At 68.5% G+C, this 23629-nt stretch carries 22 protein-coding genes; 16 read left to right on the top strand and 6 right to left on the bottom strand.

Annotation, left to right across the window (positions count from 1 at the left end):
- From ACFPO9_RS00085 to ACFPO9_RS00100, 4 genes are all read left to right on the top strand, one after another.
- Complete coding sequence (locus ACFPO9_RS00085; RefSeq protein WP_379767557.1) at positions 1 to 549, top strand: flavin reductase family protein; 549 nt, start codon at positions 1 to 3, stop codon at positions 547 to 549.
- A 123-nt stretch (positions 550 to 672) separates the two neighbouring features.
- Complete coding sequence (locus tag ACFPO9_RS00090) at positions 673 to 1926, top strand: YaiO family outer membrane beta-barrel protein (protein ID WP_379765200.1); 1254 nt, start codon at positions 673 to 675, stop codon at positions 1924 to 1926.
- Positions 1920 to 4310, top strand: a complete 2391-nt coding sequence (locus ACFPO9_RS00095) for an LTA synthase family protein (protein ID WP_379765203.1) — start codon at positions 1920 to 1922, stop codon at positions 4308 to 4310. The genes ACFPO9_RS00090 and ACFPO9_RS00095 overlap by 7 nt, the downstream gene beginning before the upstream one ends.
- On the top strand, positions 4310 to 5242 hold the full coding sequence (locus ACFPO9_RS00100; RefSeq protein ID WP_379767559.1) for a hypothetical protein: 933 nt from the start codon (positions 4310 to 4312) through the stop codon (positions 5240 to 5242). The genes ACFPO9_RS00095 and ACFPO9_RS00100 overlap by 1 nt, the downstream gene beginning before the upstream one ends.
- A 37-nt stretch (positions 5243 to 5279) precedes the next feature.
- Here ACFPO9_RS00100 and ACFPO9_RS00105 read toward each other — a convergent pair whose 3' ends face one another.
- Genes ACFPO9_RS00105 through ACFPO9_RS00115 form a run of 3 tightly spaced genes read right to left on the bottom strand, consistent with a single transcriptional unit; the run spans position 5280 to position 7045 of the window.
- Positions 5280 to 5675, bottom strand: coding sequence for a universal stress protein (locus ACFPO9_RS00105; protein ID WP_379765206.1), 396 nt, complete (start codon positions 5673 to 5675; stop codon positions 5280 to 5282).
- A 21-nt stretch (positions 5676 to 5696) separates the two neighbouring features.
- The gene (locus tag ACFPO9_RS00110) at positions 5697 to 6134 is read right to left on the bottom strand and encodes a universal stress protein (RefSeq protein ID WP_379765209.1); all 438 of its coding nucleotides are present in this window, start codon (positions 6132 to 6134) and stop codon (positions 5697 to 5699) included.
- A gap of 44 nt (positions 6135 to 6178) precedes the next feature.
- Positions 6179 to 7045 carry a MaoC/PaaZ C-terminal domain-containing protein gene (locus tag ACFPO9_RS00115; RefSeq protein WP_379765212.1) on the bottom strand — a complete coding sequence of 289 codons (867 nt, stop codon included), beginning with the start codon at positions 7043 to 7045 and terminating at the stop codon, positions 6179 to 6181.
- 115 nt (positions 7046 to 7160) lie between these two features.
- Between ACFPO9_RS00115 and ACFPO9_RS00120 the strand changes: the two genes are divergently transcribed.
- A complete protein-coding gene (locus ACFPO9_RS00120) occupies positions 7161 to 8288 on the top strand; it encodes a branched-chain amino acid ABC transporter substrate-binding protein (RefSeq protein ID WP_379765215.1) in 1128 nt (375 codons plus the stop codon).
- Here the strand turns inward: ACFPO9_RS00120 and ACFPO9_RS00125 are convergent.
- A complete protein-coding gene (locus tag ACFPO9_RS00125) occupies positions 8278 to 8853 on the bottom strand; it encodes a TetR/AcrR family transcriptional regulator (protein WP_379765218.1) in 576 nt (191 codons plus the stop codon). The two genes, ACFPO9_RS00120 and ACFPO9_RS00125, sit on opposite strands and share 11 nt — an antisense overlap.
- A gap of 149 nt (positions 8854 to 9002) precedes the next feature.
- Between ACFPO9_RS00125 and ACFPO9_RS00130 the strand changes: the two genes are divergently transcribed.
- On the top strand, positions 9003 to 10010 hold the full coding sequence (locus ACFPO9_RS00130) for a diacylglycerol/lipid kinase family protein (protein ID WP_379765221.1): 1008 nt from the start codon (positions 9003 to 9005) through the stop codon (positions 10008 to 10010).
- Here the strand turns inward: ACFPO9_RS00130 and ACFPO9_RS00135 are convergent.
- Entirely contained in the window at positions 9954 to 12077 is a 2124-nt protein-coding gene (locus ACFPO9_RS00135) for a putative bifunctional diguanylate cyclase/phosphodiesterase (protein ID WP_379765224.1), read from the bottom strand. The two genes, ACFPO9_RS00130 and ACFPO9_RS00135, sit on opposite strands and share 57 nt — an antisense overlap.
- A gap of 182 nt (positions 12078 to 12259) precedes the next feature.
- Here ACFPO9_RS00135 and ACFPO9_RS00140 point away from each other — a divergent pair, with 182 nt between their 5' ends.
- From ACFPO9_RS00140 to ACFPO9_RS00150, 3 genes are all read left to right on the top strand, one after another.
- Positions 12260 to 12445 carry a hypothetical protein gene (locus ACFPO9_RS00140; protein WP_379765227.1) on the top strand — a complete coding sequence of 62 codons (186 nt, stop codon included), beginning with the start codon at positions 12260 to 12262 and terminating at the stop codon, positions 12443 to 12445.
- A 129-nt stretch (positions 12446 to 12574) separates the two neighbouring features.
- The gene (gntR, locus tag ACFPO9_RS00145; protein WP_379765230.1) at positions 12575 to 13603 is read left to right on the top strand and encodes an HTH-type transcriptional regulator GntR; all 1029 of its coding nucleotides are present in this window, start codon (positions 12575 to 12577) and stop codon (positions 13601 to 13603) included.
- Positions 13600 to 14121, top strand: a complete 522-nt coding sequence (locus ACFPO9_RS00150; protein WP_379765232.1) for a gluconokinase — start codon at positions 13600 to 13602, stop codon at positions 14119 to 14121. Before gntR ends, ACFPO9_RS00150 begins: the two co-directional genes overlap by 4 nt.
- On the opposite strand, the gene ACFPO9_RS00155 is transcribed toward ACFPO9_RS00150, so the two are convergent.
- Positions 14098 to 15930 carry a sensor histidine kinase gene (locus tag ACFPO9_RS00155; RefSeq protein WP_379765235.1) on the bottom strand — a complete coding sequence of 611 codons (1833 nt, stop codon included), beginning with the start codon at positions 15928 to 15930 and terminating at the stop codon, positions 14098 to 14100. The two genes, ACFPO9_RS00150 and ACFPO9_RS00155, sit on opposite strands and share 24 nt — an antisense overlap.
- Before the next feature lie 96 nt (positions 15931 to 16026).
- On the opposite strand from ACFPO9_RS00155, the gene wrbA reads away from it, so the two are divergent.
- The 7 genes from wrbA to ACFPO9_RS00190 all read left to right on the top strand — a co-directional run bounded on the left by wrbA (position 16027) and on the right by ACFPO9_RS00190 (position 23571).
- A complete protein-coding gene (gene wrbA, locus ACFPO9_RS00160; RefSeq protein ID WP_379765238.1) occupies positions 16027 to 16626 on the top strand; it encodes an NAD(P)H:quinone oxidoreductase in 600 nt (199 codons plus the stop codon).
- Between the two features lie 263 nt (positions 16627 to 16889).
- Positions 16890 to 18119, top strand: coding sequence for an ABC transporter substrate-binding protein (locus ACFPO9_RS00165; RefSeq protein WP_379765241.1), 1230 nt, complete (start codon positions 16890 to 16892; stop codon positions 18117 to 18119).
- A 12-nt stretch (positions 18120 to 18131) separates the two neighbouring features.
- On the top strand, positions 18132 to 19025 hold the full coding sequence (locus tag ACFPO9_RS00170; RefSeq protein WP_379765244.1) for a carbohydrate ABC transporter permease: 894 nt from the start codon (positions 18132 to 18134) through the stop codon (positions 19023 to 19025).
- Positions 19022 to 19951, top strand: a complete 930-nt coding sequence (locus ACFPO9_RS00175; RefSeq protein ID WP_379765247.1) for a carbohydrate ABC transporter permease — start codon at positions 19022 to 19024, stop codon at positions 19949 to 19951. Before ACFPO9_RS00170 ends, ACFPO9_RS00175 begins: the two co-directional genes overlap by 4 nt.
- Before the next feature lie 8 nt (positions 19952 to 19959).
- A complete protein-coding gene (locus ACFPO9_RS00180; RefSeq protein WP_379765250.1) occupies positions 19960 to 21021 on the top strand; it encodes an ABC transporter ATP-binding protein in 1062 nt (353 codons plus the stop codon).
- A gap of 61 nt (positions 21022 to 21082) precedes the next feature.
- Complete coding sequence (locus tag ACFPO9_RS00185; protein ID WP_379765253.1) at positions 21083 to 22111, top strand: LacI family DNA-binding transcriptional regulator; 1029 nt, start codon at positions 21083 to 21085, stop codon at positions 22109 to 22111.
- Positions 22112 to 22209: 98 nt separating this feature from the next.
- A complete protein-coding gene (locus ACFPO9_RS00190) occupies positions 22210 to 23571 on the top strand; it encodes a GH1 family beta-glucosidase (RefSeq protein WP_379765256.1) in 1362 nt (453 codons plus the stop codon).
- Positions 23572 to 23629: the final 58 nt, after the last annotated feature.

Raw genomic sequence — 23629 nt, forward strand, 5'->3', positions numbered from 1 at the left:
ATGAACCTGCCCCGCAAGCACACCCTCCCGCCGCACCAGGTGCGGCGCTACCTCGAACCCGGCCCGGTGGTGCTGGTGTCCTCCAGCTGGCAGGGCCGGCGCGACATCATGACCATGGGCTGGCACACCGTGATGGAATTCACGCCTTCGCTGGTCGGCTGCGTGATCGCGTCCGGCAACCACAGCTTCGAACTGGTGCGCGCCAGCGGCGAATGCGTGATCAACCTCCCGACCACGGCACTCACCGAGGCGGTGCTCGGGATCGGCTCGACCAGCGGCGCCGAGATCGACAAGTTCGACGCCTATGGACTGACGGCCCAGCCCTCGCGCCTGGTGGGCGCGCCGTCCATCCGCGAGTGCCACGCGCAGTTCGAATGCCGGCTGCACGACGACAGCCTGGTCGACAAATATAATTTTTTCGTCTGGGAGGTCGTGGCGGCGCGGGCCGCGGCCACGCCGGCCCATCCCGAGACCCTGCATTACCAGGGCGAGGGCATCTTCACGCTGTCCGGGCGCGTGGTCGACCTCTCGCGGCCGGGTTTGAAATAAGCTTTTGCAAAGCAACTGAGGGTTTTGCGCGACAGAAGGGCCGCAGAATAGGTGCTTTCCTTGACGCAACAGGGTGAGTCCGGCACAGTTTGGCCTGCGTCCTTTGCCCCTTTCTCCTTCTACATGCCGATCGATTTCCAGCTCCCCGACAATCCGCCTGCCCAGGTCCAGCCACCCAGCGCCCCATCCTTCGACGACCAGTACGCGAAGGCGCGTGCGCTCGCCAATGGCGGCCAGCCCGAGCTGGCGCTGGCGGCGTATTCGGCCCTGCTGACGCGCTCGCCGGGCAATGCCGACGTCCTGCTGGGCCGCGGCATCGTCCATTCGCGCCTGGGACGCTGGAACGAGGCGGTGGCCGACCTGTCGGCTGCCGCGGCCGCCTCGCCGGACTATGCCGACGTCTGGGAAGCCCTGGGCAATACTTACCGCTGGAGCGAACAGCCGGCCAAGGCGCTGGAAGCCTACCAGCACCTGGCCGCCCTGCGCCCGAACGACCCGGCCGCCCTGGTGGCGCGGGCCCGTGCGCAGCGCGCTCTCGGCCATGCGCCCGAGGCGCGTGCGGACCTGGAACGCGCCCGCGTTCTGGGCGGTGATGCGGCCGAGATCGACGCCCTGCTGGCCGAGCTGCTGCCACGGCCGGTCTTGCCGTCCGCGGGCACGCCCGACGCCGTCGGCGCCGCCGGTTACGATTGGGCCGCCGGCCTGTCCTCGAGCTGGACGGACGTCGGCATCGGTCCGCGCTGGAACGATCAAACGGTCAGCCTGCGCCATTACATGAAGGCCGGCTCGCTGGGCTTCGAGACCCTGCGCGCGCACCGCTTCGGCCAGCAGGACCATGCCTGGGCGCTGGACGGCTACGCCAGCCTGTGGCAGGGCGCCTATGCCAACCTGCGCTACCAGCACTCGGCCGGCAGCCGCCTGTTTCCGGCCAACTCGGGCCGGGTCGAGGTCTGGCAGGCGCTCGGTTCGGGCTGGGAAGCCTCGCTCAGCGATGACGTGCTGGGCTTCGACTCGCGCGTCAACATCTACGGCATCAGCATCGCCAAGTACAGCGGCAACTTCTACATCCAGCTGCGGCACCAGAACATCGTCTCGCAGGATTCGCGCAGCACCGGCGAGCGCCTGCTGGCGCGCTGGTATTACACCGGCGACGCCGACAACTACCTCGAGCTGAGCGCCAACAGCGGCCGCAGCGACGATCCTCTCAGCCTGGTGGGCGGGCGCGCCCGCTCGGGCGGCGGCGGCGTCGCCTGGGTGCGCTACTTCACGCCGCAATGGGGCGGGAAGATCGGCGCCAGCTTCTCGCGCGCGGCGTCCGGCGGCGCCGGTGCCGGCGACGAGCGCGGGATCACGTTCGCGCTGTACCGCCGATGGTAGCCGTCGCCGAGAAGCCGCCGGCGCCGGTCAGGGAGACCGGTCCGCTGCGCCGCGCGCTGGGCGCGGCCCTCTCCGACGTCCTGAGCTGCCTGCCGGCCCTGATGCTGGCCTGGCTCTGCCTGCGCATCGCCGAAACCTCGCACGTGGCCGGCACGGTCAAGGTATCCATCCTGTTCGGCCCCGCGCTGGCCAACGACCTGCTGTCGCTGCTGCGCTACGGCTTCCTGTTGGTGCTGGGCGCGACGCTGCTGGCGCCGATCCCCGCGCGGCGCTGGCGCCTCGCATTGCTGGGCCTGTGCTGGTCGGCGCTGCTGGCCTGCCAGGCCGGCCTGGTGCAATACGAGTGGATCGCCGGCGTGCCGCTGGGCGCCGACCTGTTCGGCTATTCCCGCGCCGAGGTCGCGACCACGGTCGGCGGCGGTTGGCGCGTCCATCCGCCGCTGGTGGTGGCGCTGCTGTCCGCCCTGGCCGTGCTGTGGGTGGCGCTGAATGCCTGCAGCCGCGCATGGTGGCCGCGCGCCGGCGCGCGCCCGGCCCTGATCGCGGGCGCGGTCAGCTTGCTGGGCTTCGCCTTCCTGCCCGATCACTTTGCGCCGCCGGCCGCCCAGAGTGAAGCCAGCATCGACTACCTGCTGAACAAGACGGCCTATTTTGCCGACCGCAACCTGGCCCACGTGGCGGGCACCGGCGGCGCCGGCGAGCTTGCACACGGCAAGGGCGAGCTGCCCTGGACCGGCAAGGACCCGCGCTATCCCTTCGCGCGTGCCGAGCGCACCCCCGACACCCTGGGCCCGCTGCTCGAGCGGCGTCCTGGCTCGCCGCCGCCGAACCTGGTCTTCATCATCGTCGAAGGACTGGGCCGCACCTTCTCCGGGCCGGGCGCGCGCCTGGGCAGCTTCACGCCCTTCCTCGACGAACTGGCCGGGCGCAGCCTGTACTTCGAGAACTTCCTGGCGGGGCAGGGCCGCACCTTCGGCGTGCTGACCACGGTGTTCGGTTCGCTGCCCTTCGGCGACAACGGCCTGGCGGCGCTGGGCGACCGGATGCCGCGCCACGCCTCGCTGCTGAGCGTATTGAAGGCCCAGGGCTACCGCCTGAATTTCTACAGCGGCTCCAACCTGGAGTTCGACAACGAAGGCAAGTACCTGCGCCAGGAAGGCGTCGAGCGCTTCGTCAGCGAACGCGATTACGGCCCGCCGGCCCAGCGCAGCAACGAATGGGGCTATCCGGACGGCGAACTGGTCGACATGGCGCTGCGGCGCCAGGCGCAGGACCGCGAGCAGGCGCCCACGGTCTCGATCATCCAGACCACCAGCATGCACGATCCCTTCAGCTTCCCGGACAAGCCGCGCTACCTGGAAAAGGTGGGGCAGCGCCTGGCCCGGCTGGGCATCGCCGGCAATGCGAATCCGGGCTATGCGGCCCAGCGCGAGATCTTCGCCTCCATTCTCTACACCGACGATGCGCTGCGCCGCTACTTCGAGGGCGCCGCGAAGCTGCCCGGCTTCGAGAACACCATCTTCATCATCACCGGCGACCACCGCCTGCCCGAGCTGCCGATGGACACCCGCATCGAGCGCTACCACGTGCCGCTGATCGTGTATTCGCCGATGCTGAAGGCGCCGCGCGCGGTCAAGGCGGTGTCCTCGCAGTTCGATCTCGCGCCCTCGCTGCTGGCCTACCTGTCTAATAATCACGGGCTGCAATCGCCGTCCCAGGTGAACTGGCTCGGCACCGGGCTCGATACCGACACCAGCTTCCGCAACCTGCACGTGATCCCGCTGAAGCAGACCAAGACGGAACTCAGCGACTTCGTTTCCGGCTCGGTCTACCTGGCCCAGGGCCGGCTGTACGCGCTGGCCGACGGCCTGCTGACCGACCGCGCGCCCGACGGCAAGGCGTTGGCCACGGCGCGCAGCCAGTTCGAGGGCTTCCTGCAGGCCAACCGCGTGGCCGCACGCGCAGCCGCCCTGGCGCCACCGGCCGCCATCGACCAGCTGGCGCCTTACCGCAGCGAGGCGCGCGAACTGCGCAGCGTCGCGCTGGCGGCCGAGGGCGGGGTCGGCGTTTCCGGCGTCAAGCGCGCCGCCGCCGCGGGTCCGGACGGCGCCGCCGTGATCGAAGCGACCATGAGCAACCAGTCCACCGCGACCTCCCAGCCCTTCGTGCCGCTGCTGGTGATCAGCGACGCCGGCGGGCTGGAAGTCGGCGAGGCGGCCGGCGAGCTGCAGACGCTGGCGCCGGGCGCCGCGCTGAAGGTGGCGCTGCCGGCCAGGCTGGGCAAGCTGCCGCACGGGACTTATTTCGTCTCGATGATTCCCTCGCACCCGGAGACCGGCCGTTCGATCGGCATCGGCCAGTACCACGTGGAGATGAAGCTGTGATGCGCGGCCTGGCGCTGGCCGCGCTGCTCGTGCTTGGCGGCGCGCAGGCCGCCGACTTGCCCGCCACCGCGGCCGGCCCGCGCGCGATCTGGACCTGGGAAGGCGAGTCCTACGCCATGCTGGAGAGCGAGGGCGCGGCCGCCCAGGGCATCGCCTTCCTGAAATCGAAGGCGATCGGCACCATCTACCTGTACGCCGATGCCTGGCGCGGCCGCAACCTGATCGCATCCCAGCCCCAGGCCTACCGCCGGCTGCTGCGCCGCATGCACGCGTCCGGGCTCAAGGTCTACGCGCTGCTGGGTTCGGGCTACCTGAACACGGAACGCTACGTGCTGCCGCGCCACCGCGACGAAGCCGTGGCCATGCTCCAGCGTGTGCTCGACTACAACAAGGCGGCCGCGCCGGAAGAACGCTTCGACGGCATCAACCTCGACATCGAGCCCCACATCCTGGCCGAGTGGTCGACCCGCAAGATGGAACTGCTGGCCAGCTTCGTCGAGATGTCGGATGCGCTGATGCGGGTAAAAGCCGCCTCCGGCCAGGCCCTGCCGATGGGCCCGGCGATCCCGTTCTGGCTGGACGGCATCCAGCTCGAGTGGAAGGGCCGGCGCAAGCCGGTCAGCCAGCACGTCCAGGACATCTACGATTTCGTCGCGCTGATGGACTACCGCGACCATGCGGAGGGCGGCGACGGCCTGGTCAGCCATGCGATGGACGAACTCGGCTACGGCGAGGCGATCGGCCGCCCGGTCATGATCGGGATCGAGACCATGCCGAACGCGCTGAAAAAGGTGTCTTTCCACCACCTGGGGGAGGCCGATCTCGAACGCGAGCTGGCGGCGACATCGCGCAGCGTGGGGCGGATGTCTTCCTTCGGCGGTTACGTGGTCCACCACTACGCGGCTTATCGCCGCTGGCTGGGCCTGGACTAAGCGCTCCGCATGCGGCCGTGGGCACGGCGTGCCCACCCTACGAAGGCCCGCGCACCACCAGCACCGGGATCGCGCACGTCTCCAATACCCGAGTCGTTTCGGTGCCCAGCAGGCGTGCCCGCAGGCCGCCGTGGCCGTGCGAGCCCATCACGATCAGGTCGCACAGGCGGTCGCGCGCCGTCTCGACGATGGCCGCGGCCGGACTTTCGCTGTGGACCAGCAGGGTTTCGCAGGGCACGCCGGCTTCCGCGGCGCGGCGTGCGATCCAGGCCAGGGCGTCATCGCCGGCCTGTTCGCGTACGAGCAGCCAGGCGGCGCGCACGGTATCGTCTTCGGCCAGCGGGTTCAGGCGCTCGGGCGGGCCCGCATGCAGGCCGAGGGCGGCAGTGCAGAGTTCGGTGCCGTCGGTGGGCACCAGGATGCGCTTGTACATGATAAATGGCGACCGGGACCTTCAGCGGTGCACCAGCACCGGCACCCTGCTGTGTACCAGCACCTTCTGGGTCTCGCTGCCCAGCAGCAGGCCTTTCAGGCCGCGGCGCCCATGCGAGGCCATCACGATCAGGTCACAGCCAAGGCGCTCCGCGGCGGCGACGATGGCGGCATAGGGGTCGTCGTCGACGGCGTGCTCGAGACGGCAGGGCAGGCCGGCTTCGCGCGCCGCGCCGTCGATGGCGGCCAGGATGCTGCGGGCGCGGCCCTCGCCGGCGGCGGCGAATTGCTCGGGTGTGTCTTCGATCATGTCGCTGTTCGTGCTCAGCACATGGAATTCGGGTGTGACCGTCAGGCCCACCACCTCGGCGCCCACCTCGCGGGCGAATTCGACCCCGGCCAGGATGGCGCGCTGGGAGGTTTCGGACCCGTCGCTCGGGATCAGGATACGTTTATACATGGCCGTCCTTCTATAGATGCGCCGCCCGAAGCCAGGCGGCTCACTCAGGATCGCGCATATGCTTCCTGCATGGGTTGAGATGCATCAAACGCGAATTCGCCCTCGACGGCGACACGGCCGCCGGAGGCCACCGTAAAGCGCCCCTCCGCCAGGCTGGCCGCCAGCGCGGCCTCGCCGCCGAGTTCGATCGGCGCCCGGAAACGCCCGCCAAGCGCCGCCACCGGGCGGCCGCCGGCGCGTTCCAGCTCGGCGCAGGCGCGGCCCAGTGTGTGCATGCCGTGGATGATCGGCGCCTTCAGGCCCATCGGGCGCGCCGACCAGGGCCACAAGTGGATCGGGTTCCAGTCGCCGGACAGGGCGGCATAGCGGCGGCCGCTGGTGGCGGACAGGCGCCAGCCAGCCACGGGCGCCAGCGCCGGCGCCGCCCTTGCGGAGGCGCGCGGACCGTCGCCGCTGCGCTTTCCGCGCACCACCAGGTAGGTGCTGCTGCAGGCAAACACCAGCTCGCCGTCCTGGGTCGCCCGGGTGTCCAGCACCGCGTGTACGGCGCCGTTGGCGGCAGGCGTCCCGACGCGGACCTCGGTCGCCAGTTCCAGCGGGCGCCCGGCCACCGGCTGCATGCCGGCGCGCAGCGCATTGTCGACGTGGATCGCCCCGACCAGGCGGAAGGGAAAGGCCGCGCCCAGCATGGTCGCCAGGTGGGCGCGCTGGGCCAGCAGGTAGTAATAGGTGAGCGGTATCCGCGTTCCCGCAAAGCCCAGCGCGCGCCGGTAGCGCGCCACCTCGTCGGCGCCGATTTGTTCGAGCAGGTAGCGGGTCGCAATCGGCCCGGCGCCGGCGCTGCGGGCAGGGCGCTTGAACAGGGTCCGCAGCAGGGTGGCGGCGGAAAGTGTCGGCAGTTTCTCAGGCATGGCCACCATTCTGCAGGAAAACCGTATTGTTTACAGGGAATACTTGTGAGCTACAACTATCCCTTGTAACATATCGTTTTTGATATAAAGAATCACCTGTATAGACGAGGATGGAATGAAGAAGTATCTATTTGCCTTGAGCGCATTGTCCGCCGCCGGCCTGGCGCCGGCCCAGGAAGTCGTCCGCATCGGCCACGTGGCCGCCATGACGGGACCGGTGGCCCACTTCGGCAAGGACAGCGAAAACGGCGTGCGCATGGCGATCGAGGCCTTGAACGCGCGTGGCGCCACGATTGCCGGACGCAAGGTGAAATGGGTGCTGGCGCCCGAAGATGACGCCGGCGAGCCGAAACAGGCGACCGCCGCCGCCCAGAAGCTGGCCGATGCGAAAGTCAACGGCGTGATCGGGCACGAGACGTCGGGCACCACGATCCCGGCCTCGAAGATCTACTTCGATGCCGGCATCCCGCAGATCACCGCGTCGTCGACCAATCCGGCGTACACGAAGCAGGGCTTCAACACCACCTTCCGCGTGGTCGCCAACGACATCCAGCTGGGCCGCGCGCTCGGCCGCTATGCGGTCAAGAGCATGGCCGCCAAACGCGTCGCCGTGATCGACGACCGCACCGCCTACGGCCAGGGCCTGGTGACCGAGTTCGTCAACGGCCTGCGCCAGCAGGGCGTGAATGTGGTGGCGAAGGAGTTCACCAACGACAAGGCGACCGATTTCTCGGCGATCCTGACCCGCATCCGCGCCAGCAATCCCGACCTGGTGTTCTTCGGCGGGATGAACGCGGTGGCCGGCCCGATGCTGCGCCAGATGAAGCAGCTGGGCCTGAACGTCAAGATGATGGGTGGCGACGGCATCTGCTCGGACGAGATGCACAAGCTGTCCGGCGGCACCATGGCCGACGGCCAGGTGGTGTGCGCGGAAGCGGGCGGCGTCGAGGCGGCCGGCAAGGCCGCCATGGACAAGTTCCGCGCCGATTACAAGAAACGCTTCGGCATCGACGTCCAGATCATCGCGCCGTATTCGTATGACGCGACCCTGATCCTGGCCGAGGCGATGAACCGGGCCGGTTCCGCGGCGCCCGCGAAATACCTGCCGGCGCTGGCGAAGCTCCGCTACAAGGGCGTGACCGGCAACATCGCCTTCGATCCGCACGGCGACATCCGCGACGGCACCATCACCCTCTACACCTTCAAGGGCGGTCACCGCACCGAGATCGCGGTCACGAAGTAATGAGCGAAGTAATCAGTCGGCGCGCGGAGCGCAGCACTTCTTCGGACAGCGCGGGGTCGCCCTTGGCGGCGCCGCGCGCCACGGCCTGGGCGCCGACCAGGGCCGCCACCACCGTCAGCGCGCGCGCCCGGGTGTCGCCGCCCGGCCCCATGCCGCGTTCGAAAGCGGCCGCCATCGAAAGAATCCCTTCTCCGAAACGTGCGCTGAGCGCGCTGTCCTGGCGCCCGATCTCGCTGGCCGAGGCGGCCACCGGGCAGTTGGCAGCGTAGTCGTCGCGCCCGGCGGGCGACAGGAAATCGTCGAGGAAGCGCGACAGGCCGGCCAGGCCATCGGCGCTGGCCTCGTCCAGGCCGGCGCAGGACTGCTCGAGTCCATGCGAGAGCGCGGCCAGCGCCAGCGCCTCCTTCGAGCGGAAGTGGGCGTACAGCGCGCCGTGCGTGAGCCCGGCCGCCTTGCTGATTTCCGCCACGCCCACGCCATCGATGCCGCGCTCGCGTATCAGTTTGCTGGCGGCGCGGACCAGGGCAACCCGGTTCTCGGCGGCTTTTTCCTTGCTGATTCTCATAGCGCCGCAGTATAAGCCGCGCCCGGCGCTGCGCGATGTCGCGAAATTGGCGACAAGCGTGCGGCGATTCTGTCCGGCAAGCGGGAACGGCGCGCCGGGCAAAGCTGCTACCCTTTCGGCACCCAGGCCAGAGGGGAGGAGCAAGCGAGATGCCCGTGCAGGACCCAGGACCCGATGCGCCGTACTACGTCGTGCTGAACGCCGGCTCGGGCCGCACCGATACCGAGCTGCGCTGCGCCACCATCCGCGAGGTGCTGGCAGGCGCCGGGCGCCGTTGCGAGATCGAGCTCGTGCACGAGGGCGCGCGCATGCCCGACACCGCCGCCAGGGTGGCGCAAAAGGCCGCGGCCGACGGCGCCATCCTCGTCGCGGCCGGCGGCGACGGCACCCTGAACGCGGTCGCGCACGAGGCGGTGCGCCAGGGCTGCGTGTTCGGCGTGCTGCCCCAGGGCACCTTCAATTATTTCGGCCGCACCCACGGCATACCGGAAGACCTGCGCGAGGCCGTGCATGCGCTGCTGCGCGCCCGCGTGCGCCACGTGCAGGTGGGCGCCGTGAACGGACGCAACTTCCTGGTGAACGCCAGCGTCGGGCTGTATCCGCGTTTGCTGGAAGAGCGCGAGCTCGACAAGCGCCAGTACGGCCGCAGCCGCGTGGTGGCGATCCTGTCGGCGCTGAAGACGGCGCTGGGCCGGCACCGCAACCTGCGCATCGAACTGGACCTGGACGGCCGCGCCCACCGCCTGCGGACTCCGACCCTCTTCTTCGGCAACAACCGCCTGCAAATGGCGCAGGTCGGCATGCAGCCGCTCGATCATGCGGTGCAGGAGGGCCGGCTGGCGGCGATCGCCCCGCGCCCGGTCGGCAAATGGCGCATGCTCGCGCTGCTGCTGCGCGGCGCCCTCGGGCGCCTGGGCGAGGCCGAAGACGTGACCGCCTTCGCGTTCCGCAACATGACGGTGCGGGCGCCATTTTTGTCCGGGCGGCGCAGGATCAAGGTGGCGGCCGACGGTGAAGTCTGCATGCTGGAACTGCCGCTGCGTTTCGAGGCGCTGGAAGGCAGGCTGGCGCTGCTGGTGGCGGACCCGCCGGAGGCGTCGTCAGGCCCCGGCTTCGGCGGCGAGGACGGCGCTGCGTTCTGGGCGGCTGCCCAGTAGCTTGCGCAGTTCCGCCAGCGGCAGCGGGCGTCCCAGCAGATAACCCTGGGCCTCGTCGCAGGAAGCCGCGCGCAGGAAGTCCAGCACCTCGGTGGTTTCCACGCCTTCCGCCACCACCTGCATCTGCAGCGCGTGCGCCATGTCGACGAAGGCTTTCACGAAATCGAAGGCGCTGATGCGGCCGTCGTCCTGCAGCACGAAGGAGCGGTCCAGCTTGAGCACGTCGATCGGCAGGCGGCGCAGGTAGGCCAGGCCGGAATAGCCGGTGCCGAAGTCGTCGACGGCCAGCTTCACGCCCAGGGCCTGCAGCTCGCCGAGCATGGCGGCGGTGCGTTCCAGGTCTTCGATCAGGGCGCTCTCGGTCAGCTCCAGTTCCAGCGCGACCGGGGCCAGGCCGGCGTCGGCGAGGGCCTCGCGCACCTCGGCCGCAAAGCCCGGCTGGGCCAGCTGGCGCGCCGAGACGTTGACCGAGACCCGGATCGGCTTTGCGTACTCGTCGATCAGGCGGCGGGTCTGGCGGCAGGCTTCGCGCAGCACCCAGCGTCCGATCGGATTGACCAGGCCGGTCTCCTCGGCGATGCCGATGAACTGCTGCGGCGGCACCATGCCCTGCTGCGGATGGCGCCAGCGGATCAGCGCCTCCATGCCCACGATCTCCATGCTGCGCAGGTCGACCCGCGGCTGGTAGTGCAGCTCGAATTCCTCGCGCGCCAGCGCCGGCCGCAGCGACAGCTCGAGCGCCATGCGGGCGCGCGCCGCCACCGTCATCGCCGGCTCGAAGAAGCGGTAGCGGTTGCGGCCTTCGGCCTTGGCGCGGTACATCGCCGTGTCCGCGGTCTGGAACAGCAGCTCGCGCGTGGCCGCATCGCGCGGGTACATGCTGATGCCGATCGAGGCGCCCACCACCACGTCCTGGGCACCGACCGTGACCGGCAGGGTCAATACTTCGAGCAGCTTGGCGCCGATGGCCGCGGCGGGACAGGCTGCCCCCGCGCTGCCGCCGCCGATTTCGGCCGCGACCACGAATTCGTCGCCGCCCAGGCGCGCCACCACGTCGGCCGGGCGCAGCACCCCTCGCAGGCGCGCGGCGACTTCGCACAGCAGCACATCCCCATGCTCGTGGCCGAAGGAGTCGTTGACTTCCTTGAAGCGGTCGAGGTCGAGGAACATCACCGCCACCGAACGGCCCGGCGCGCAGTCGTCGAGCATGCGCTGCAGGCGTTCGTGCAGCAGGGCGCGGTTCGGCAGGCCGGTCAGGGTGTCGTGGGTGGCAAGGTGGTGCAACTGGCGTTCGGCGTCCTCGCGCTCGGTCAGGTCGCGGATGATCGCCTGGAAGAATTCCTGGCCGTTCTCCTCGAAGCGCGAGACGTGGACTTCGGCCGGGAAGGTGCTGCCGTCCTTGCGCCGCTTGACGATGCGCAGCAGGTGGGTCTGGCCGCGCAGCAGGCTTTCGTACAGCTCGGCGCCGTAGCTGAAGTTGCTGTCGATCGCGCGCGCCGACATTCCCAGCAGCTCGTCCTCGCGGTAGCCGAAATGGGCACAGGCGCGGCCGTTGGCGGCGACGATGCGCAGCTCGCGGTCGGTGATCAGGATGCTGTCGCCAGCCTGCTGGAACAGGTTGCGGAAGCGCTGCTCGCTCTTGCGCAAGGCTTCTTCGGCGAGGCGCTTCTCGGTGATGTCGTGAAAGTAGACCGACAGGCCGTCCGCGGTCGGGAAGGCGCGTGCTTCGACCCAGGTTGCGGTCGGCGCCCAGTAATCCTCGAACACGGCGGGCTGGCCGCTTTCCATCGCTTGCAGATAGCGGTCGAGGATGGCGGTGCCTTTCAGGTCCGGCACCACCTCCAGCAAGGGCTTGCCGATGCTGCTGCCGAGGTCCACGCCGACGAAGCTGGCGGCCTTGCCGTTGGCGTACATCACGCGCCAGTCACGGTCGACGGCGAAGAAGGCGTCGCCTATGCTTTCCAGCATCGCGTTCATGCGCTCGCGCGAGCGTTTCAGCTCTTCCAGGGCGTCGTCGATGCGCAGCTGCGGGTCTGCGGCGAGGGAATTCAGGGCCGGCGCGTTCATGGTGGGGAGGGGGAGTGGTGGTATGCGTGCAGGGAAGGCTTGCGAGACCAGTATATGCATTCCGCATGGAAACATCCAGCGCTTGCGGCGTGGATACGACAGTTCAAGAACTGTGGACCTTACCGCGGGAAGGAGTGCGCGGCGGACATTGCGCCCGCCGCTGAAGGAAGGATTGACTTCTGTTGCATGTGTCGCTGTTGCTGCTTGCCCTGTTGCCGATTCAGATTTCCTCCTTGCTGACGATTGCCAAGATTGGCCTGAGCGCGCTGGGAATTACCCTGGGCTGGAGTACTGCCCGGCTGGCCGGCCTTGACCGATTACTGCTTGGCATTCACTCCTCCTTGTCCGTGCCGAAAACTTCATGGTAGTCCGCTTACTGATAGCGACAATCGGAAAATAGGCGGAGGACATGTAGGACATCTCGGACAGGACATTGACAAACTGTCCAAAGCATGGCGCAATCCGGGGTCGGCCGAACGGCCATCAGCGGGAAGACGATGAGCAGAAGCAGGGCAGGTAAAGGACGCGGAACGGGCCGGGCAACGCTGGAGGAAGTGGCGCGCCTGGCGGGCGTGTCGACCATGACCGCCTCGCGCGCGCTCAGCCGGCCGCAGCTGGTCTCGGATGCGACCCGGGCCAAGGTCGAGCGGGCCGTGCTGGAACTCGGCTATGTGCCGAACCGCGCGGCGCAGGCGCTGGCATCGCGCCAGTCGCACGTGATCGCGGTGCTGGTGCCTTCGCTGTCGAACGCGGTGTTCACCGCGGTGCTGGACGGGATCCAGGACGCGGTCGAGGCCAGCCACTACCAGCTCCTGATCGGCAATACACACTATTCGGACGCCGAGGAAGAAAAGCTGCTGCGCACCTACCTGCAATCGGACCCGGACGGCATCCTGCTGCCCGGCCTGAGCCACAGTCCCGAAGTGGCCAGCATGCTCGAGACCCTGCGCGTGCCGGTGGTGGCCATGATGGACCTGGCGGAGACGCCGTCGATGCTGTCGGTCGGCTTTTCCCAGCTCGACGCCGGCATGGCGCTGACGCGCCACCTGTTGGGGAAAGGCTACCGCCGCATCGCCTTCGTCGGCGCCCAGCTCGACGAGCGCACCCTGCGCCGCGCCGACGGCTGGCGCCAGGCGATGACTGAAGCCGGCCTGTTCGACCAGCGCCTCGAAATCATGACGCCCGCACCCTCCACCGTCGCCCTCGGCGCGGCGCTGATGCGGCGCGTGCTGGCCGAGCTGCCGGATGCCGACGCCGTCTTTTTCTGCAACGACGACCTGGCGCACGGCGCGATCTTCCATTGCCAGCGCGCCGGCATTCCGGTGCCGGGGCGGATCGCGGTGGCCGGCTTCAACGACCTGCCGGCCTCCAGCCTGATGCTGCCTTCGCTGACCACGGTCGACACGCCGCGCTACCAGGTCGGCTACCAGGCCGCCTCGCTGCTGCTGGACCTTATCGCCGGCAAGGCGCCGGCAGCGCGCCGCATCGACCTCGGCTTCACCCTGCGCGAGCGCGAGAGCACATGAGCGCCTGGGTGATCATGGGGGTGAGCGGCTGCGGCAAGAGCGAGGTCGGCAAGCGCCTGGCCGATGCCCTGGACGCCGAATTCATCGAGGGCGACCGCTTTCATTCGGACGACAACGTGCGCAAGATGTCGGCCGGGATCGCGCTGACGGACGCCGACCGTGAAGGCTGGCTGGCGCGGCTGGCCGGCGAGCTGGCGCGCGCCTGCGCCGGCGGCCGGGAGGTGGTGCTGGCCTGCTCGGCGCTCAAGCGGGCGTATCGCGATACCCTGCGCGGCTCGGGCTGTGATCTGCGCTTCGTGCACCTGGATGGGAGCCGCGAGCTCATCGCTGCGCGCATGGGGGCGCGGGCGGGGCATTACATGCCTGTGTCGCTGCTGGATAGCCAGTTGCGGGACCTGGAGCCGCTGCAGGAGGATGAGGCGGGGATGGTGGTGGATATTGAAGAATCGCCGGAGCGGATGCTCGAGCGGATACAGCTGGCACGTCGTGCCCGCCTACACGGGAGCGACGGCATCTAGGGCCAGCGGCAAGCGCAAGGTGAACACACAACCCCGGCCCGCCCCCTCGCTGCGCGCCTCGACACTCCCACCATGCAGCGCGGTCAACTCCTTCACCAGGGCCAGCCCCAGTCCCAGTCCGCCCTGGGCCCGGTCGATTCCGGTCGGCCCCTGCACCAGCGCGTCGAAGATCATCGGCAGGGTATCGGCGTCGATGCCGACCCCGGTGTCCGCGACCTCGATCACGGCTTCCGCGCCGGACTCGCGGGCGCGCACGGCAATCGCGCCGCCGGCCGGGGTGTACTTGATCGCGTTGTGCAGCAGGTTGTCAAAGATCTGTTCGAGGCGGGTCGGATCGGCGAGGATCCACAGGCTGCCGGCGTCGACCTGCCAGGCGTGGGCGCCGGCGTCGGCCAGCCTGCGCGTCTCGCAGCACTGGCGCAGCAGGGCGCCGGCGTCGATGCGGTCGCGCCGCAGCTTCACCTTGCCGGACAGGATGCGGCGCACGTCCAGCAAGTCGTCGACGATGCGGGTCAGGTGGCGTACCTGGCGCCGGCCGATCTCGCGCGCATGGGCGGCCAGCGCCGGCTTCACGCCGGGCAGGTCGAGCACCTGGACCGCGCCGGCGATGGCCGCCAGCGGATTGCGCAGCTCGTGGCTCAGCATCGCGAGGAAGGCGTCCTTGGCGATGCTCTGTGCCTCGGCCTGGCGCCGCGCTGCCTGTTCGCTGCACAGCAGGGCTTCGCGCTCGTCCTGCAGGCGCTGGCGCGCGGCGCGCTCGCACGTGAGCTCGCGGCTGGTGTGGCGCAGGCCGTCAAGCAGCATGTCGACTTCGGCCACCATGGTCGATGCCGTCGGCGGCTCGGCGCCGCCGGCCAGGGCCTGGGCGGCCACGCGTGCCTGGTCGAGCGATACCGACAGGCGCTTGGCCAGGAACACGGCGATGGCGATCGCCAGCCCCATCACGCCCAGCAGCGCCAGCGCCGCATACAGGGTCGCGGTGCGCGCCTTCGCCTCGATCTCGGGCGCCGGCACGCCGATGGCCAGCGTCCAGCCGCTCAGCGGCGCGCGGGTGTAGACGCTGTAGACGTCGATGCCGTCATGCGTCGCGTGGCGCAGCACGCCGTTCGGCTCGCGCCGCGAGGCCTGGTACAGCTCGGGACGCACCGGCTTGCCGACCAGTTGCTCGGCATTGCGGTTGCGCGCGATCGAGATGCCGTTGGCGTCGAAGATGGTGACGACCCAGCCGCTGCCGATGGCCTTGTCCTTGAATACCCGCCCGAAGTAGCTGGCGTCGAAGACCTGGCTCACGACATAGGGCTCGCCATGGACGCCCGGCACCGGCACGTCGACCGAGATCGCGGGCCGGTGGGCCAGGGTGCCGATGAAGTAGCCCGACACCCGGGTCTTCTGCGCGGCATAGACGTCGCCGACCCACTTGGCCGAATACTCGGGCAGCGGTGCGCCCCAGGGCACCAGGGTGTTCAGCATGGGCGTGCCGCTGGCGTGCATCAGCAGCGTCCAGGACCAGGGCGTGGCACGGTTCATGGCGCTGGCTTCGCGGTGCAGCTGGGCGAAGTCGTGGCGGCGCAGCGCTTCGGCGCTGACGATGCCGCGCAGCGAAGCTTCGGCGACGGCGATCTCGCGGTCGATCGCCAGCGCCCCGACGCGGCCGGTTTCCTGCACGCCGCGGATGCGCGATTCGCGCTCCGAATGCAGCAGCCTCGACAGACCTACCGATGCGACCAGGGTCACCGGGAGCAGGATCGCGGTGGCCATCAGGATCAGGTAGGTGCGGGCTTTCATCGGGCCGTATTCTACTTGCAACATTCGCGGCCTGCTCGGCTTTCGATGGTGCGCCCCTTTTGCGCGCTTCCGGCTAGCATGCTCGCACCTCACACCCACGCATGAGCGAAGGAGAACGGCATGGCGAAAGTACTGGTCTTGTATTACTCCACCTATGGCCACATCGAACAGATGGCGGAGGCGGTCGCCGACGGCGCGCGCAAGGCCGGCGCCACGGTCGCACTCAAACGGGTGCCGGAGACGGTCCCGGAGCACATCGCGCGTCCGGCCCACTTCAAGCTCGACCAGCAGGCGCCCATCGCCACCGTCGACGAACTGCCGGACTATGACGCCATCATCATCGGCGCGCCGACGCGCTATGGCCGCATGCCTTCGCAGATGGCGGCCTTCCTCGACCAGACCGGCGGCCTGTGGGCGCGCGGCGCCCTGAACGGCAAGGTGGGCGCGGCCTTCACCTCGACCGCGACCCAGCACGGCGGCCAGGAGACCACCCAGTTCTCGATCCTCACGAATCTGCTGCACTTGGGGATGGTGGTGGTCGGCCTGCCGTACAGCTTCCAGGGCCAGATGACGCTGGACGAGATCACCGGCGGCAGTCCCTACGGCGCCAGCACCATCGCCGGCGGCCAGGGCCAGCGCCAGCCGAGCCAGCTGGAACTGGACGGGGCGCGCTTCCAGGGCGATCTGGTGGCGAAGACGGCGGCCAAGCTGTTCGGCTGACCATGAGGGTCGTCGTCCCCGCGAAGGCGGGGATCCAATGTCGTGTGCATTATGGATCTGCCCGCAAACCTGGGTTCTCGCCTGCGCGGGAACGACGGTCCCTACAAATTCCTGCCATCTCGTCCTTGTTTTGTAGGAAAATCCACGTCAGGTATTTTCTGTTTGACACTAATTTCGGCCCGGTGCTATAGTCCGGCAAAAGCCATGGGAACGTTTCCAATCCGGACACGCCCGCAAATGGCAGCCGATACATTGGAGACGAGATGGTTGCAGGTCGCTGCCTGGCGTTCGCCGCCTGGCTATGCGCCTCCGCTGCGGCGGCGCATGCCGGTCCGCGGGCCGAGGTGATCCACTGGTGGACGTCGGGAGGCGAGTCGGCCGCCGTGCGCCAGGTCGCGCAGGCCTACCGCGACGCCGGCGGCACCTGGATCGACAGCGCCATCGCCGGCGGCGACCAGTCGCGCGCCGTCACCGTCAACCGCATCATCGGCGGCAATCCGCCCACCGCCGCCCAGTTCAACACCTCGAAGCAGTTCCTCGACATCATCGAGGAAGACATGCTCAACGACGTCGACGACATCGCGCGCCGCGAGAACTGGGACCAGCTGCTGCCCGAACCCATCGTCGGCGTCATCAAGGTCAAGGGCCACTGGTATGCCGCGCCGATGAACATCCACATGCAGACCTGGCTGTGGTATTCGAAGGCCGCCTTCGCAAAGGCCGGCATCGCGAAGGAGCCGGCCAGCGTGGCCGAACTGTTCGCCGCCCTCGACAAGCTGAAGGCCGCGGGCCTGATCCCGCTGGCGCACGGCGGCCAGTCCTGGCAGGAAGTGATCCTGTTCTCGAGCATGCTGTCGAACATCGGCGGGCGCGAGCTGTACCTGAAAGTGATCCGCGACCGCGACCAGGCGGCCATCAATTCCGCCGCCTTCCGCAATGTGCTGCTGGCCTACAAGCGCCTGCAGACCTATGTCGATCCGGCTTCGCCCGGCCGCAACTGGAACGACGCCACCGCGCTGGTGATTGCGGGCCGCGCCGGCATCCAGATCATGGGCGACTGGGCCAAGGGCGAGTTCACCAACGCGGGTCAAGCCGCCGGCAAGCAGTACGGCTGCATCCCGGGCCTCTCTGCCAATAGTCCCTACCTGATCCAGGGCGACGTGTTCGTGTTCCCGAAAACCGACGATGCGGACGCCATCCAGGCCCAGAAGCTGATGGCCAGCGTGGTCGAACAGCCGGCCGTGCAACTGCAGTTCAGCAAGCTGAAAGGCTCGCTGCCGGTGCGTACCGACCTCGACGCCAGCCAGTTGGACGATTGCGCGCAGAAGGGCATGGCCATCCTGCGCGACCGTTCGCGCCCGGTCGGCGTGACCGAGGTGTATCTGACGCCCGACCAGAACGGCGCCCTGCAGGACGTGTTGACCGCCTACTGGAATACCAATATGCCGGTCGAAAAGGCGCAGAAGAGCATCGCCTCGGCGCTGCGCTACTAAGGGGGAACCGCGATGACCGCCAAAGCCCAGCTCCGCAAGATCACGCCGTACACGGCGCTGCTGCCGATGTTCGTCACGGTCCTCGTCGGCTACATCGGCGCTGGCCTGTGGACGCTGGGGATGTCGCTGACGGCCTCGCGCACCTTCCCGTCCAGCCACTTCATCGGCCTGGCCCAGTACCAGCGCCTGTTCGACAACGAGCGCTGGATGCTCTCGCTGAACAACCTGGCCGTGTATGGCCTGCTGTTCGTGCTGGCCTGCCTGGTGATCGGCTTCCTGCTGGCGGTCTTCATCGACCAGAACGTGACCGGGGAGGGCGTGCTGCGCACCGTCTTCCTGTATCCGTATGCGATGTCCTTCGTTGCCACCGGCCTGGTCTGGCAATGGCTGCTGCAGCCGGGCGACGGCATCGATTCCGCGATCCGCGCCCTGGGCCGGGCCGTGTTCGGCTGGCAGGACTTCACCCTGGGCTGGATCGTCGACCAGGACCTGGCCATCTACACGATCGTGATCGCCACCGTGTGGCAGGCCTCCGGCCTGGTGATGGCGCTGATGCTGGCCGGCCTGCGCGGCGTCGATCCGGAAATCTGGAAGGCCGCGCGTCTGGACGGCATCCCGGCCTGGCGCGTCTACCTGCAGATCGTGCTGCCGATGATGTGGCCGACCGTAGCCACGGTCCTGCTGCTGCTGGCGACCGCCGTCGTCAAGCTGTACGACGCCGTGGTCGCGATGACCCAGGGCGGCCCGGGCACGGCCAGCGAAGTGCCGGCCAAGTTCATCATGGACCACCTGTTCCTGCGCTCGAACGTCGGCCTGGCTTCGGCCGGCGCGGTCGTGCTGCTGGTGCCGGTGCTGGCGCTGGCCGCGCCCTATGCCTACGCACGCAGCCGCAAGGAGGCCGCATGAATCTCAACAGCATCGCCCAGCGCCTGCCGGCCGCCGCCGCCGGCGAGCAGGTCCCGGTCCGCACGCGCAGCCGGCGCCGGCTGCCGGCCCACCGCATCGGCATCTACGCCTTCCTGTTCATGGCCGCGCTGTTCTTCCTGCTGCCGCTCTACGTCATGGTCGTCACCTCGCTCAAGAGCATGGACGAGATCCGCCAGGGCGGGATCTTCGCGCTGCCCCTGAACGCCACGCTGGAACCCTGGCGCCAGGCCTGGAGCACGGTATGCACCGGCGCCGCCTGCGAGGGCCTGCGCACCGGCTTCCGGAACTCGGTGGCGATCGCGGTCCCGTCGACCGTGCTGCCGATCCTGATCGGCGCCGTCAACGGTTATGCGCTGTCGTTCTGGCGCCCGCGCTACGCGAACCTGCTGTTCGGCGTGCTGATGGCCGGCGCCTTCGTGCCGGTGCAGGTGATGATCTATCCGCTGGTGCGGGTGATGGCATTGGCCGGCGTGTTCGGCTCGCTGCCGGCCATCGTGCTGGTGCACCTCGTGTTCGGCATGCCGATGATGACCCTGCTGTTCCGGAATTACTACTGCTCGGTGCCGCACGAACTGTTCCAGGCGGCGCGCGTGGACGGCGCCGGGTTCTGGCGCATCTTCCTGCGCATCATGCTGCCGATTTCCTTGCCCATCATCGTGGTCGCGGCCATCATCCAGGTGACCGGCGTGTGGAACGACTACATCCTCGGCCTGGTGTTCGCGGGGCGCGAGAACCTGCCGATGACGGTCCAGCTGAACAACGTGATCAACACCACCACCGGCACCCGGCTGTACAACGTGAACATGGCGGCCACCATTCTCACCGCGCTGGTGCCGCTGACCCTGTATTTCGCCTCCGGGCGCTGGTTCGTGCGCGGCATCGCCGCCGGCGCAGTCAAAGGTTAAGGAAGAACATGGCCAACGTCAGCCTGCGCAAACTGAATATCGTCCTGGGCGGGAAGAGCATCATCCGCGACCTCGACCTGCAGGTCGAGCCGGGCGAATTCCTGGTGCTGCTGGGGCCTTCCGGCTGCGGCAAGTCGACCCTGCTGCACAGCATCGCCGGCCTGGTCGACCTGGATGCGGGCGCGATCGAGATCGGCGGCCGCGACATGACCGGCGCCGACCCCAGCGAGCGCGGGATCGGCATGGTGTTCCAGTCGTATGCGCTGTACCCGACCATGAGCGTGGAAGACAATATGTCCTTCGGCCTGAAGATATCCGGCACGCCGAAGGCCGAGATCAAGCGCCGCGTCACGCATGCGGCCGGGATGCTGCAGCTCGATGCGCTGCTGTCGCGCAAGCCTTCGCAGCTGTCCGGCGGCCAGCGCCAGCGGGTTGCGATCGGGCGCGCGCTGGTGCGCCAGGCCCAGGTCTTCCTGTTCGACGAGCCGCTGTCCAACCTCGACGCCAAGCTGCGCGCGGAACTGCGCCGCGAACTGAAGCTGCTGCACCAGAACCTCGGTTCGACCATGATCTACGTGACCCACGACCAGGTCGAGGCCATGACCCTGGCCTCGCGCATCGTCGTGATGGATAAAGGCCAGGTGCAGCAGATCGGCACCCCGCTGGAAGTCTACGAGCGTCCCGCGAACCGCTTCGTGGCCGGTTTCCTCGGCGCCCCGGCGATGGCCTTCGTGGACGGCACACTGGATGGAGCAGGGCGCTTCACGGCCGGCGAATTGCGGGTCGATCCGGGCGCCGGCTGCTGCGCGCCCGGCGCCGCCGGCCGCAGCGCCGTGCTGGGCGTGCGGCCCGAGCACGTGGCGATCCGCGCCGACGGCGCGATGCGGGGCACGGTCTCGCTGGTCGAGCCGATGGGGAACCACCAGGTGGTGTGGATCCGCTGCGGCGCGCATACCCTGGCTTCGCTGGTCCACGGCGACGGCGCCTACTTGCCGGGACAGGAAGTGCGCTTCGGCGTCGATGCGAACCGGGTGTCGCTGTTCGACCCGGCCACGGGCAACCGCCTGTGAGCCCGCGATACGTTATGCTTCTGTTTTTTATCGATTTCGAATTTCGTGTAAGGATCCGTCTGTGGCCACTATCAAGGATGTAGCGAAGCTAGCCGGTGTCGGTCTGGGCACGGCCTCGCGCGTGGTCAGCGGCAAGGGCTCGGTGTCGCCGGCCACGCTCGCCAAGGTCAAGAAGGCCATCGACGAACTGGGTTTCCGGCCCTCGCACGCGGCGCGCGCGCTGCTGTCCGGGTCCAGCCGCATGATCGGCGTCTACATTCCGGTGTTGAGCGGGACCTTCTACACGCCCATCCTGCAGATCATCGACACCGAGCTGCGCGCCGCCGGCCTGCACATGGTGCTGGCCTTCGGCGTCGGCCTCGGCGACGAGCGGCGCCAGGCCATCGACGGCATCGAATTCCTGATCGAGCGCGGCTGCGACGGGCTGATCGTGATGACCGGCGCGCTGCTGGAAGAGGATATCGCCTCGCTGGGCATCAAGGCCGGCCAGCTGGTGGCGCTGAACCATAGTTTCGACAGCATCGCCGAGCAGTGTTTCACGGTCGACCACACGCTGGGCGGCCGGCTGGCGGCGCGCGCGCTGCTGGACCACAAGCACCGCCGCATCGCCCTGATCGAAGGCCCGCGCCGCCTCGCCGACAACGTGGCGCGCCTCGACGGCTTCGACAGCGAGCTGCGCGAGCAAGGCATCGACCCCGGCAAGATCTGGCGCGTCGAAAGCGATTTCTCGCCGGCCGGCGGCTGGGCCGCGGCCAAGGCGCTGCTGGAATCGGATTACCAGTGCAGCGCGCTGTTCTGCGCCAACGACGAGATGGCGGTGGGCGCGCTGTCCTATTTCCAGGAAGCCGGCGTGCGCGTGCCGCACGAGCTGTCGGTGATCGGCTACGACGACACGCCCAGCGCGGCTTTCTCGGCGCCGCGCCTGAGCTCGGTGCACATGCCCTGGCGCGAGATGACCCAGAACGGCGTCAACGCGCTGCTGAACCTGTGCTACGACATGAAGCGCCCGGTGACCCGCGACTTTCCGGTCAGCGTCACCCTGCGCGCCTCGCTGTCGAAGGCGGCCGGCGGGAGGCGCAAGGCGGCCTAGGCATGCAGCACCCGGCGCCGGCCAGGCGCTTTTTTTAGCGCCGGTACTGGAAAGCTTTCCAAAGAATTCGAAGACAAACACTGAAGAAGAACCAGATCATGAGCAAACCGACCCGCACCGAACCGCAAGCGCCCAGGCGCGCCGACTTCGCCTCCGATTTCCTGTGGGGCTGCGCCACCTCGTCCTACCAGATCGAGGGCGCGGCGCACGAGGACGGCCGCGTCGAATCGATCTGGGACCGCTTCGCCGCGACCCCGGGCCGCATCAAGGACGGCTCGAGCGGGGAGGTCGCCTGCGACCACTACCACCGCTGGCCGCAAGACTTCGACATCGGCCGCGACCTGGGGCTGAACGCCTACCGCTTTTCGATCGCCTGGCCGCGCATCTTTTCCGGGACCGGCAAGCTGAATGAAAAGGGCCTGGACTTCTATTCGCGCCTGGTCGACGGCATGCTGGAACGCGGCCTGCAGCCCTGGGCCACGCTGTATCACTGGGACCTGCCGCAGTACCTGCAGGACCGCGGCGGCTGGAACGAGCGCGCCACCGTCGACGCCTTCGTCGAACTGGCCGACGCCATGACCCGCAAGCTGGGCGACCGCGTCAAGCACTGGATCACCCACAACGAGCCGTGGTGCACGGCCATCATCGGCAATTTCGAAGGCTGGCATGCGCCGGGCCTGACCGATTTCAAGACCGCGCTGCAGGTCAGCCACCACGTGCTGCTCTCGCACGGCAAGGCGGTGCCGGTGATCCGCGCCAACGTGCCGGATGCGAAGGTCGGCATCTCGCTCAGCCTGCATCCGTTGCGCGCCGCCAGCCAGAACCCGCGCGACCTCGCGGCGATGGAACGGCATGACGGCCTGCGCTACCGCTGGTTCCTCGATCCGCTGTACGGCCGCGGCTACCCGGCCCGGACCCTGGAACTGGTGGGCGATAATGCGCCCACGGTGCTGGCGGGCGACCTCGACGCGATTGCCGTGCCCACCGATTTCCTGGGCGTGAACTACTACTTCCCGGAGACCATCGCCGACGATCCGGCCCATGCGCCGCTGGGCGCGCGGGTGCTGGAACCGCAATCCGAGGACATCACGGCGATGGGCTGGCCGGTCGAGCCGGCGGGCATGGCCGAGCTGCTGGCGCGGGTCGAGAACGACTACCATCCGGGCCCGATCTACGTGACCGAGAACGGCTCCTGCTACGAAGACAGCGTCAGCCCTGACGGCAGCGTGCACGACACCGAGCGCCGCCATTACCTGATGCGCCACCTGGGCGCGCTGCGCCAGGCGATCGCCGATGGCGTGCCGGTGAAAGGTTATTTCGCCTGGAGCCTGGTCGACAACTTCGAATGGGCCGAAGGCTACCGGAAGCGTTTCGGCCTGGTCCACATCGATTACACGACGCAGCAGCGGCGCCTGAAGGACAGCGCCAAGTGGTACCAGTCCTTCCTGCGGCAAGTGTGAAGCGGCGCGGGGCCTTTTTGTTGACAGCTTCATCAATGTCATTCACTATTGTCGGGTC

The sequence above is a fragment of the Massilia aerilata genome (assembly GCF_042656905.1).
GTDB classification, from domain to species: Bacteria; Pseudomonadota; Gammaproteobacteria; order Burkholderiales; family Burkholderiaceae_D; genus Telluria; species Telluria aerilata.

What these genes read in the sequence shown, in the direction of transcription:
- ACFPO9_RS00085 (WP_379767557.1), top strand. Translation starts at nt 1, where the DNA reads ATGAACCTGCCCCGCAAGCACACCCTCCCGCCGCACCAGGTGCGGCGC.
- ACFPO9_RS00090 (WP_379765200.1), top strand. Translation starts at nt 673, where the DNA reads ATGCCGATCGATTTCCAGCTCCCCGACAATCCGCCTGCCCAGGTCCAG.
- ACFPO9_RS00095 (WP_379765203.1), top strand. Translation starts at nt 1,920, where the DNA reads ATGGTAGCCGTCGCCGAGAAGCCGCCGGCGCCGGTCAGGGAGACCGGT.
- ACFPO9_RS00100 (WP_379767559.1), top strand. Translation starts at nt 4,310, where the DNA reads ATGCGCGGCCTGGCGCTGGCCGCGCTGCTCGTGCTTGGCGGCGCGCAG.
- ACFPO9_RS00105 (WP_379765206.1), bottom strand. Translation starts at nt 5,675, where the DNA reads ATGTACAAGCGCATCCTGGTGCCCACCGACGGCACCGAACTCTGCACT.
- ACFPO9_RS00110 (WP_379765209.1), bottom strand. Translation starts at nt 6,134, where the DNA reads ATGTATAAACGTATCCTGATCCCGAGCGACGGGTCCGAAACCTCCCAG.
- ACFPO9_RS00115 (WP_379765212.1), bottom strand. Translation starts at nt 7,045, where the DNA reads ATGCCTGAGAAACTGCCGACACTTTCCGCCGCCACCCTGCTGCGGACC.
- ACFPO9_RS00120 (WP_379765215.1), top strand. Translation starts at nt 7,161, where the DNA reads ATGAAGAAGTATCTATTTGCCTTGAGCGCATTGTCCGCCGCCGGCCTG.
- ACFPO9_RS00125 (WP_379765218.1), bottom strand. Translation starts at nt 8,853, where the DNA reads ATGAGAATCAGCAAGGAAAAAGCCGCCGAGAACCGGGTTGCCCTGGTC.
- ACFPO9_RS00130 (WP_379765221.1), top strand. Translation starts at nt 9,003, where the DNA reads ATGCCCGTGCAGGACCCAGGACCCGATGCGCCGTACTACGTCGTGCTG.
- ACFPO9_RS00135 (WP_379765224.1), bottom strand. Translation starts at nt 12,077, where the DNA reads ATGAACGCGCCGGCCCTGAATTCCCTCGCCGCAGACCCGCAGCTGCGC.
- gntR (WP_379765230.1), top strand. Translation starts at nt 12,575, where the DNA reads ATGAGCAGAAGCAGGGCAGGTAAAGGACGCGGAACGGGCCGGGCAACG.
- ACFPO9_RS00150 (WP_379765232.1), top strand. Translation starts at nt 13,600, where the DNA reads ATGAGCGCCTGGGTGATCATGGGGGTGAGCGGCTGCGGCAAGAGCGAG.
- ACFPO9_RS00155 (WP_379765235.1), bottom strand. Translation starts at nt 15,930, where the DNA reads ATGTTGCAAGTAGAATACGGCCCGATGAAAGCCCGCACCTACCTGATC.
- wrbA (WP_379765238.1), top strand. Translation starts at nt 16,027, where the DNA reads ATGGCGAAAGTACTGGTCTTGTATTACTCCACCTATGGCCACATCGAA.
- ACFPO9_RS00165 (WP_379765241.1), top strand. Translation starts at nt 16,890, where the DNA reads ATGGTTGCAGGTCGCTGCCTGGCGTTCGCCGCCTGGCTATGCGCCTCC.
- ACFPO9_RS00170 (WP_379765244.1), top strand. Translation starts at nt 18,132, where the DNA reads ATGACCGCCAAAGCCCAGCTCCGCAAGATCACGCCGTACACGGCGCTG.
- ACFPO9_RS00175 (WP_379765247.1), top strand. Translation starts at nt 19,022, where the DNA reads ATGAATCTCAACAGCATCGCCCAGCGCCTGCCGGCCGCCGCCGCCGGC.
- ACFPO9_RS00180 (WP_379765250.1), top strand. Translation starts at nt 19,960, where the DNA reads ATGGCCAACGTCAGCCTGCGCAAACTGAATATCGTCCTGGGCGGGAAG.
- ACFPO9_RS00190 (WP_379765256.1), top strand. Translation starts at nt 22,210, where the DNA reads ATGAGCAAACCGACCCGCACCGAACCGCAAGCGCCCAGGCGCGCCGAC.